Below are 9578 nucleotides of genomic sequence, written 5' to 3'. Positions count from 1 at the left end.
AGCCGGCCGGGGCATAGCCCCGGTAGCCGCCGCCGCTGGCCAGGCCCACGGTCTTTTCGCCGACCCAGACCGCCGGCACCCCGGCGCCCGACATGGCGGGCGCATGGCCGTGCCCGAGTAGGCGAGCCGCCCGAAGTCGGGGTCGCGCACGCCGTCGGCGGCGCCGGCCATGGCGTGCATCGCCACCACCAGCACGCAGACCACGGACAGCACGTCGCCCCGCATGCGCTCAGCCCAGCGCAAGCCGGGTACCGCTGCCCGACTGGGTCTTGCGAACACCGTCCGGGCCGTAGAAGAGTTGCGCGCTGGCCTGCAGGAAGTGCAGGGCCTGCTGCGTGAAGTCCAGGTGCGCGTACACCAGCGAACCGTTGCGCATGTTGTGGCTGCGGGCTTGCACGGCCAGCACCAGCAGTTCCGCCCAGGCCTGCCCGACTTCCGGGCCGCCGGCGGCCGCGGCCGCATCCGCGCCCGCGCGGCCGGGCTCGTAGCCCAGCGCCGCCTGCATGGCTTCGCGCTCCCGGTCCAGCTCGGCCATGCGGTCGAGCAGGCGGGTTTTCTCGCCGGCGATGGCCGCGAGGTCGTTGAACACGCCGGCGGACATGGCCTTGGCTTCCCGGTCCAGCACGGCCAGGAACTCCTCGATGCAGGCCGCCTCCGTGCGCAACTGGGCGAGCAGGGCCTTGGCGCCGTTCATTGCTGGCCGTCTTTCTTGTCGAGCAGGTCGCGCACGCTGGCCAGCAGGCCGTCGGCGATGCGTTCCGGGCGGATCTGGTAGCGCCCGGCGCGGATGTCCTCGCGGATCGCGGCCACGCGGGCGGCGTCGAAGTCGCTGCCGCCGGCGGCCGTGGGCAGCGCGTGGACGTGCGCGGAGGCCTGTTGCGCCGCTTCCTTGGCTTCCTTGGTGCGCTCGGGTGCGTCGGCGCCCGTCATCGGGGCCGTGCCCGTGGCGGGCGATCGATGGAGGGGCGTGGCCGAAGAAGGGGCGGGTGGATCGATTTTCAAGGTGATTCCTCAGGGGCTGACCCGTATATCGGCAGCCCGGGCAAGAACTTTAGGAATTGCGTGCACGAAGGTTGAAACGGGCGCCAGGGCGCTACTGCGCCAGCTGGATCTGCCCTTCCTCGTTGGCCACGCCGCTGACCAGCCGCCCGTCCAGGGTCTTGGCCTGCACCACCGCGCCGACCTTGGCCCCGCTCAGGGCCTTGCCCTCGGTGCTGACCACGAATCCCTCGCCCTGGGCCACCAGCTTGACCGCCTGGCCCTGCTGGATGACCGTCACGCCGCGCACCGATTCCTTGCGCAGCGGCGCGCCCGGCCCGATGCGGTTGGCCGCCACCACGCCGACCAGTTCGGCCGCGCTGGTGATGAGGGAGCGCGGCAGCCGGGTGAGGTCGCCGGTGCGCTCGGTGACGTCGCCGGCGCCCAGCGGCCGGCCGGTCTCGATGGCGCGCGCGGCCACGAAATAGCTGCCTTCCACTGACACGTGCGCCTGCACGAAGCGCGTCCACGGCCGTTCGGCCTGGCAGCGCACCCCGACCGACACGCGGCCCCAGGGGCGGGCGCCGGGCGGCAGAAAGGCTTCGGGCGCGTCGCAGGGCGGCAGCGCCTCGGTGCCGCGGCCTTCGAGGCGGATGCTGACCTTGCCCGGCAGGCCGGCGGTCTGCACCTGCAGGTATTTGGCGATGGCCGCGCCGGCGGCATCGCCGGCCTGAACCTGGGTCTGGGGTTGGGCCTGGGCCGGGGTCTGGGCCCACGCGGGCAACGCACACAGGGCCGCCAGCAGTGCCGGCAGCACGGTGCGCGACAGGAGCTCCAAAGCGGTAGAGGGTTCATCGGCGGCATCAGGGGAAGGGCATGGAAACGTGCGGCGCCGGAGTCCACGGACACACACCGACGCCGGGCAATTCTAGAAATCCGGCCCCGGATCGAAGGTGCGAGCAGCAGGCGAAAACCCCCTTTGTTCGGGCGATTGCAAACGCGATGCATGCATAGACTCGCTTTCCATCTGCCGCCGCGCCCCGCGCATTGGCGACGCCACAACGGATGGAAAAAAGATGATCGACAAGCTGGATGCGGCGCTTCGTTTCAACCGCGAAGCCCTCAACCTCCGGGCCGAGCGCCAGGAGGTGCTCGCGGCCAATATCGCACACGCCGACACGCCCAACTACAAGGCGCGCGACTTCGACTTCAGCAGCCGGCTGAACGAGGCCGTCGAGCGCGGCCGCGCGTCGCAATCGATGTCGCTGGCCACCACCTCGGCGCGCCATCTCGCGGGCCAGGCGCAGGCCATGCCCGACAAGGACCTGCTCTACCGCACGCCCAACCAGTCGAGCATCGACGGCAACACCGTGGAGATGGACGTCGAGCGCATCGCCTTCGCCGACAACGCGCTGCGCTACGAGTCCAACCTCACCATCATCAACGCCAAGATCAAGTCGCTGCTCTCGGCGGTACAGCAGTAACAGAGCCATGCCTTCTTCCATGAGCATCTTCAGCGTGGCGGGCTCCGCCATGACCGCGCAATCGCAGCGCATGAACGTGACCGCCAGCAACCTGGCCAACGCCGAGAGCGTGGCCGGCCCCGACGGCATGCCCTACCGCGCCAAGCAGGTGGTGTTCGAGGTCGCGCCCTCGGGCCGCCAGGACATCGGCGGCGTGAAGGTCTCGGGCGTCGTCGAGGACCCGTCGCCGCCGCGCATGGTGTTCGACCCGAAGAGCCCGCACGCCAACCCCGAAGGCTATGTCGCGATGCCCAACGTCAATGTGGTCGAAGAGATGACCAACATGATCTCGGCCTCGCGCAGCTACCAGGCCAACGTCGAAGTGCTCAACACCGCCAAGACGCTGATGGTCAAGACGCTGTCCATCGGCCAGTAAGACAACCCCCTTCACACCAAGACTTCATGGCCATCTCCGACACCTCTTCCATCTCCGGTCAGAACGCATCGAGCGCGACCAGCAACAACGTTTCGAGCCAGGACAACGAGCAGCGCTTCCTCAAGCTGCTGGTCACGCAGCTGAACAACCAGGACCCGCTCAACCCGATGCAGAACGCCGAGCTCACCTCGCAGCTGGCGCAGATGAGCACCGTCACCGGCATCGAGAAGCTCAACACCACGCTCTCGGGCCTGGTGAACCAGACCGGCTCCAACCAGGTGCTGCAGGCCGCCTCGCTCATCGGCTACAACGTGCTGTCGCCCGGCGACATGCTCACCACCAAGAAGCCCGAGGACGGCAAGGACCCCGCCACGCAGGCCTTCGCCGTGCAGCTGCCGGGCACCGCCGCCGACGTGCAGATCAAGATCCTCGACGACAAGGGCAACGTGGTGCGCACCATCGACGCCGGCTCCATGAAGGAAGGCGTCAACGCCGTCACCTGGGACGGCAAGGACGACAACGGCGCCGTGGTGCCCGCGGGCGCCTACCGCTTCACGGTCGACGCCACCAACGGCGGCGTGGCCGTCACGCCCACCTCGCTGACCTTCTCGCAGGTGGCCGCCGTCAAGCAGGGCGCCAGCGGCGTCACGCTCGAGCTGGCCTCGGGCGCCAGCATCGGCCTGTCCGACGTGCGCCTGTTCCTCTGAGGCGCGAGCAGCGCGCTTTCTCTCTTTTCCATCGCAGCACTGAACGCATTGAAGTAAGGAATCCATCATGAGTTTTTCCCAGGGCATCAGCGGGCTCGGCGTGGCCGCCGCCAACCTCGACGTCATCGGCAACAACATCGCCAACTCGGGCACCGTGGGCTACAAGTCCGCCGCCGCCACCTTCCAGGACGTGTACGCCGGTTCGCGCGTCGGCCTGGGCGCCTCGGTGTCGGGCGTGGTGCAGAACTTCACGCAGGGCGTGACGCAGTCGAGCAGCCGCCCGCTGGACGTGGCCATCCTGAATGGCGACGGTTTCTACCGCCTGAGCAGCGCCACCGGCGAAGTCATGTACTCGCGCAACGGCCAGTTCACGCGCGACAAGGACGGCTTTATCGTCAACTCGTCGGGCCTGCGCCTGACGGGCTACGGCGTGAACGCCAGCGGCGGCATCAACGGCGGCACGCCGTCGCCGATCCAGATCCCGACCGCGTCGATGACGCCCAACCCGACCGGCAACATCAACGCGCAGTTCAACCTGGACGCACGCCTCGTGCCGCCGACCAAGACGCCGTTCAACCCCACCGACTCGGGCACCTTCAACTACTCGACGCCGTGGGCCCGATCTACGACTCGCTGGGCAACCCGCACGACGTGGCCGTGTACTTCGTGAAGGCCGCCACCCCGGCCAACACCTGGAACGTGTACGGCACCGCCGACGGCGCGCCGCTGAACGCCGGCGCGGCCATGAGCACGCTCACCTTCGACTCCGCCGGCAAGATGACCGCGCCGGTCGGCGGCAAGCTGACCACCGGCGCCATCACCTTCACCAACGGCGCGGCGCCGCTGACGGCGTCGATCGACCTGTCGGGCACCTCGCAGTTCGGCGCGGCCAACGGCATGAGCAAGCTCAGCCAGGACGGCTACCGCTCGGGCGAGCTGACCTCGTTCTCGATCAACCCCGACGGCACCATCACCGGCAAGTTCTCCAACGAGCAGACCAAGCTGCTGGGCCAGGTCGTGCTGTCGTCGTTCGCCAACCCCAACGGCCTGGAGCCCAAGGGCAACAACGTGTGGGCCGAGACGCTGGCCTCGGGCAACGCGCTCACCGGCACCCCGGGCGAAGGCACCAAGCTCGGCTCGCTGCAGGCGGGCGCGCTGGAGTCGTCCAACGTCGACCTGACCTCCGAACTCGTCAACCTCATCGTCGCGCAGCGCAACTACCAGGCCAACGCGCAGACCGTGAAGACGCAGGACCAGGTCATGCAGACGCTGATGAACATCCGCTGACGCGCGGCCCCAAGACTGACACCAGGAGCACCCAGTGGATCGAATGTTGTATGTCGCGATGAGCGGCGCCAAGCAGGCCATGGAACAGCAGGCCGTGGTGGCCAACAACATGGCGAACGTGTCGACGCCGGGCTTCCGCGCGCAGATCGCCAATTTCCGCGCGGTGCCCGTGGTCGGCCAGGAGTCGCCGACGCGCGCTTTCGTGGCGGCCACCACCCCCGCGCCGACTTCACGCACGGCCCGCTCACCGAGACCGGCCGCGCGCTCGACGTGGCCGTCAGCGGCGAAGGCTGGATGGTGGTGCAGGCGCCCGACGGCGGCGAGGCCTACACCCGCGTGGGCAACCTGCAGGTGGGCGCCGACGGCCAGATCACCACCATGGGCGGACGCGCGGTGATGGGCGACAACGGCGCCATGACCGTGCCGCCCGGCTCGCAGGTGGCCATTGCCTCCAACGGCCTGGTCGGCGCGCGCGACCCCGCCTCGGGCACGCTCACCGGCATTGCCGAGGTGGGCCGCCTGAAGCTGGTCAACCCGCCGACCGCCGACCTCGTGCGCGGCGACGACGGCCTCTTTCGCATGCGCCAGGGCCTGCCGCCGGCCGAGGCCGACGAGGCCGTCACGGTCGTCAGCGGCGTGGTCGAGGGCAGCAACGTGAACCCGGTCGAGGCCATGGTGGCCATGATTTCCAACGCGCGCAGCTTCGAGATGCAGATGAAGTCGCTGCAGACCGCCGACATCAACGCGCAGGCGGCCAACAAGCTGCTGGCCTACGGCTGATACGCCGCCACCGGAACCCCGCCCGCAACACACGCAGGATTTTCAAGAAATGATTCGTTCCCTCTACATCGCCAAGACCGGCCTCGATGCGCAGCAGACGCAGCTCGACGTCGTGTCGAACAACCTGGCCAACGTCGGCACCACCGGCTTCAAGCGCAGCCGCGCCGTGTTCGAAGACCTGGTCTACCAGAACCTGCGCCAGAGCGGCGGCCAGTCGTCGGACCAGACCCGCCTGCCTTCGGGCCTGCAGGTCGGCACCGGCGTGCACGTGGTGGCTACCGAGCGCATCCACTCGCAAGGCAACCTCACCAAGACCGACAAGCCCACCGACGTGGCCATCAGCGGCAGCGGCTTCTTCCAGGTGCTGATGCCCGACGGCACCACCTCGTACACGCGCGACGGCTCGTTCCAGAAGGATCGCGACGGCCAGCTCGTCACGGCCAGCGGCTTCCCGGTGCAGCCCGCCATCACCGTGCCGGCCAACGCCACCAGCATCACCGTGGGCCGCGACGGCATCGTGTCGGTGATCCAGGCCGGCAGCACGAACACCGTGCAGATCGGCCAGCTGCAGCTGGCGACCTTCGTCAACCCGACGGGCCTGGAAAGCAAGGGCGAGAACCTGTACGCCGAGACCGATTCCTCGGGCGCGCCCAACCAGGTGAACCCCGGCGTCGACGGCGCGGGCACGCTGAGCCAGGGCTATGTCGAGGCCTCGAACGTGAACGTGGTGGAAGAGCTGGTGAACATGATCGCGACCCAGCGTTCGTACGAAATCAACAGCAAGGCCGTCCAGACTTCGGACCAGATGCTGCAGCGCCTGGCGCAGATGTGATGCGGGGCGTGCGTCTTCATCATCGGGGCGGCGCCGCGGCAGCGAGGCTGCCGTGGGCGGTGCTCGTCGCCGTGCTGGCCACGGGCTGCGCGCAACTGCCGCGCGAACCGCTGGTGCACCAGCCGATGACGGCGCGCGCCGAGAGCTATGCGCAGCTGCAGCCGCGGCGCTCGCCCGGCGCGATCTTCCAGGACGGCCCGGGCGCGAATGCGCTGTTCGAGGACCGGCGTCCGCGCAACGTCGGCGACATCCTGACCATCGTGATCAGCGAGAAGGTCAACGCGACCAAGAACTCCGGCGCCAACGCCAGCCGCGCGGGCAACACCACGAGCGTGTTCGCCGCCATTCCGAAGCTGCTGGGCGGCCTGCTCGACGGGCAGGATTCCAAGCTCAGCGGCACCAACTCGCTCACCGCCAAGGGCGGCGCCAATGCCAACAACACCTTCAACGGCGTGATCACGGTCACGGTGACGGACGTGATGGGCAACGGCAACCTGCTGGTGAGCGGCGAGAAGCAGATGGGCATCAACCAGGGCACGGAGTTCATCCGCTTCTCGGGCGTGGTGAACCCGCGCACCGTGTCGGGCAACAACACCGTGCCTTCGACGCTGGTGGCCGATGCGCGCATCGAGTACTCGGCCAAGGGCTACATCGACGAGGCCCAGACGATGGGTTGGATGCAGCGCATCTTCCTCAACGTCATGCCATTTTGACTATGAAAAACCCCCAGGCTTCGCGCACTTCGTGTCGCTTCTCCTTCCCCCTTGCAGGGGGCGATGCCTGCGGCCCGGCGAAGCCGGTTCCGCGGCATCTCACGAACTTTCGGGCTCGCTGGCGCATCGCGGCGGCTGCGGTGTTTGCTTCTCTCCTTTTCGTTCCTGCGCATGCGGAGCGGCTCAAGGAACTGGCCAGCATCCAGGGCGTGCGGGACAACCCGCTGATCGGGTATGGGCTGATGGTGGGCCTGGACGGCACGGGCGACCAGACCATGCAGACGCCGTTCACCACGCAGAGCCTGAACAACATGCTGCAGCAGCTGGGCATCACGATTCCGCAAGGCGTGAACATGCAGCTGAAGAACGTGGCGGCGGTGATGGTCACGGCCACGCTGCCTTCGTTCGCGCGGCCGGGGCAGAACATCGACGTGACGGTGTCGTCCATGGGCAATGCGAAGAGCCTGCGCGGCGGCACGCTGCTGATGACGCCGCTGAAGGGCGTCGACGGTTCGACCTACGCGGTGGCCCAAGGCAACATGGTGGTGGGCGGCGCGGGCGCGTCGGCCAACGGGAGCAAGGTGCAGGTCAACCAGCTGAGCTCGGGGCGCATTCCGGGCGGGGCGCTGGTGGAGCGCACGGTCGAGGCGCCGGTGGGCGGCGAAGGCACGTTCACGCTGGAACTGAACCGCTCCGACTTCGGCACCACGCAGCGCGCGGTCGATGCCATCAACCGGCAGTTCGGTCCGGGCTCGGCCGAGGCCATCGACGCGCGGGTGATCCGCGTGCGGGCACCCGAGCCGCAGCAGCGCGTGAGCTTTCTCGCGCGGCTCGAAGACCTCGAAGTGACGCCGACGCAGGCCGGCGCGCGCGTGGTGGTCAATGCACGCACCGGCTCGGTGGTCATGAACCAGGCGGTGCGCGTGAAGGACTGCGCCGTGGCCCACGGCAACCTGTCGGTGGTCATCAACACCGAACCCGTCATCAGCCAGCCGGGCGCGCTGTCGGGCGGCTCCACGGTGGTGGCGCAGACCTCGCAGATCTCGGTCAACCAGGGCGGCGGCGCGATGCAGATGGTGCGCGGCGGTGCCTCGCTGGCGGACGTGGTCAAGGGGCTGAACAGCCTGGGCGCGAATCCGCAGGACCTGGTGTCGATCCTGCAGGCCATGAAGTCGGCCGGCGCGCTGAGCGCCGAGCTGGAAATCATCTGAGGCCGCGCGCATGACCGTCTCGAACACGAGCGCCGGCGTCGGCGCATGGAACACCTCCGACGCGGCCAGCCGCGCCGGTGCGCTCGACCAGCGCTTTGCGCTCGACGTGCAGGGCGTCGATGCGCTGCGCCGCACCGTGCGCGCTTCGCCCGAAGAGGGGCTGCAACAGGTCTCGCGCCAGTTCGAGGCCCTGTTCATGAACATGGTGCTCAAGAGCATGCGCGAGGCCACGCCCTCCAGCGGCATGTTCGACAGCCAGAGTCAGAAGGTCTACCAGTCGATGTTCGACCAGCAGCTCACGCAGAACCTCTCGGGGCGCGGCGTGGGGCTGGCCGAAGCCATGCTCGAGCAATTGCGCCGCACCTTGCCGTCGAGCCCGATCGACCCCGAGGCGGAAGCGCAGATCGGCGTCAAGCCGATGCTGCTGGAGCCGCGTCCGGGCGGCCTGCCGATGTCGCCGCGCGCGGGCATTCCCATCGGCTCGGCGCCGAGCAGCCGCTTCGGCATGCCGGCCGACCTGAGCGTGTACCAGAACAACAGCGACCGCCGCGCACCGGGCGCGAACGCCTCGCTGCAAGGGCAGGTCGACGAATTCGTGGGCCGCATGGGCGCCTCCGCGCAGGTGGCCAGCACGGCCAGCGGCGTGCCCGCGCCGCTCATCCTGGCGCAGGCCGCGCTGGAGTCGGGCTGGGGCAAGCGCGAGATCCGCGCCGACGACGGCACCCAGAGCTTCAACCTGTTCGGCATCAAGGCCGACCGCAGCTGGAAGGGCCCGACGGTCGAGACCACGACCACCGAATACGTCGACGGCGAGCCGCAGAAGGTGCGTGCCAAGTTCCGGGCCTATGCCTCGTACGACGAAGCCTTCACCGACTACGCGCGCTTCATCACGCGCAACCCGCGCTACGCCAACGTGCTGGCCACCGACGACCCGCACGAAGCGGCGCACGGCCTGCAGCGCGCGGGCTACGCCACCGACCCGAAGTACGGCGAGAAGCTGGTTCGCATCATGCAGAAGTTCGGCTGAGCCGCGCACGGCCCGGCACCGGCCGCCGCATGCGCGGCGGGCCTCTTTTTTCTTCCTCTTTTCCTCCCCGACACAGGCACACACAGGAACACCCATGGCAGAGCTCGCAGGCATTCAACACAGGCAGCCGCAGGCCGTCGCCTT

Annotated in this window: 10 protein-coding genes and 2 pseudogenes; 9 read left to right on the top strand and 3 right to left on the bottom strand. The window is 68.7% G+C overall.

Annotation, left to right across the window (positions count from 1 at the left end):
* Positions 1–229: 229 nt before the first annotated feature.
* From BMG07_RS37760 to flgA, 3 genes are all read right to left on the bottom strand, one after another.
* Positions 230–694 carry a flagella synthesis protein FlgN gene (locus tag BMG07_RS37760; RefSeq protein WP_198088772.1) on the bottom strand — a complete coding sequence of 155 codons (465 nt, stop codon included), beginning with the start codon at positions 692–694 and terminating at the stop codon, positions 230–232.
* Positions 691–1002 (bottom strand): flagellar biosynthesis anti-sigma factor FlgM, encoded by a 312-nt coding sequence (gene flgM / locus BMG07_RS37755; protein ID WP_198088771.1) that lies wholly within the window; start codon positions 1000–1002, stop codon positions 691–693. The genes BMG07_RS37760 and flgM overlap by 4 nt, the downstream gene beginning before the upstream one ends.
* 91 nt (positions 1003–1093) lie before the next feature.
* The gene (gene flgA / locus BMG07_RS37750; RefSeq protein WP_269759797.1) at positions 1094–1816 is read right to left on the bottom strand and encodes a flagellar basal body P-ring formation chaperone FlgA; all 723 of its coding nucleotides are present in this window, start codon (positions 1814–1816) and stop codon (positions 1094–1096) included.
* Positions 1817–2054: 238 nt separating this feature from the next.
* Here flgA and flgB point away from each other — a divergent pair, with 238 nt between their 5' ends.
* The 9 genes and pseudogenes from flgB to flgJ all read left to right on the top strand — a co-directional run bounded on the left by flgB (position 2055) and on the right by flgJ (position 9434).
* Complete coding sequence (flgB, locus tag BMG07_RS37745) at positions 2055–2462, top strand: flagellar basal body rod protein FlgB (protein ID WP_198088770.1); 408 nt, start codon at positions 2055–2057, stop codon at positions 2460–2462.
* A gap of 7 nt (positions 2463–2469) precedes the next feature.
* The gene (flgC, locus tag BMG07_RS37740) at positions 2470–2877 is read left to right on the top strand and encodes a flagellar basal body rod protein FlgC (RefSeq protein WP_198088769.1); all 408 of its coding nucleotides are present in this window, start codon (positions 2470–2472) and stop codon (positions 2875–2877) included.
* A gap of 26 nt (positions 2878–2903) precedes the next feature.
* Positions 2904–3584 carry a flagellar hook assembly protein FlgD gene (locus BMG07_RS37735; protein WP_198088768.1) on the top strand — a complete coding sequence of 227 codons (681 nt, stop codon included), beginning with the start codon at positions 2904–2906 and terminating at the stop codon, positions 3582–3584.
* Between the two features lie 67 nt (positions 3585–3651).
* Positions 3652–4871 (top strand): annotated as a pseudogene (gene flgE / locus BMG07_RS37730) (flagellar hook protein FlgE).
* Positions 4872–4905: 34 nt separating this feature from the next.
* Positions 4906–5651, top strand: a pseudogene (locus BMG07_RS37725) (flagellar basal body rod protein FlgF).
* A gap of 49 nt (positions 5652–5700) precedes the next feature.
* Positions 5701–6483, top strand: a complete 783-nt coding sequence (flgG, locus tag BMG07_RS37720; RefSeq protein ID WP_198088767.1) for a flagellar basal-body rod protein FlgG — start codon at positions 5701–5703, stop codon at positions 6481–6483.
* Positions 6483–7196 (top strand): flagellar basal body L-ring protein FlgH, encoded by a 714-nt coding sequence (locus BMG07_RS37715; RefSeq protein WP_198088766.1) that lies wholly within the window; start codon positions 6483–6485, stop codon positions 7194–7196. Before flgG ends, BMG07_RS37715 begins: the two co-directional genes overlap by 1 nt.
* A 125-nt stretch (positions 7197–7321) precedes the next feature.
* Positions 7322–8407: a flagellar basal body P-ring protein FlgI gene (locus BMG07_RS37710; RefSeq protein ID WP_198088773.1), complete on the top strand. Its 1086-nt coding sequence runs from the start codon at positions 7322–7324 to the stop codon at positions 8405–8407.
* Positions 8408–8417: 10 nt separating this feature from the next.
* Positions 8418–9434: a flagellar assembly peptidoglycan hydrolase FlgJ gene (flgJ, locus tag BMG07_RS37705; RefSeq protein ID WP_198088765.1), complete on the top strand. Its 1017-nt coding sequence runs from the start codon at positions 8418–8420 to the stop codon at positions 9432–9434.
* Positions 9435–9578 lie beyond the last annotated feature (144 nt).

Source organism: Variovorax sp. E3 (assembly GCF_016082275.1).
GTDB lineage: Bacteria > Pseudomonadota > Gammaproteobacteria > Burkholderiales > Burkholderiaceae_C > Variovorax.
This window is presented reverse-complemented; position numbering and strand designations above follow the sequence as displayed.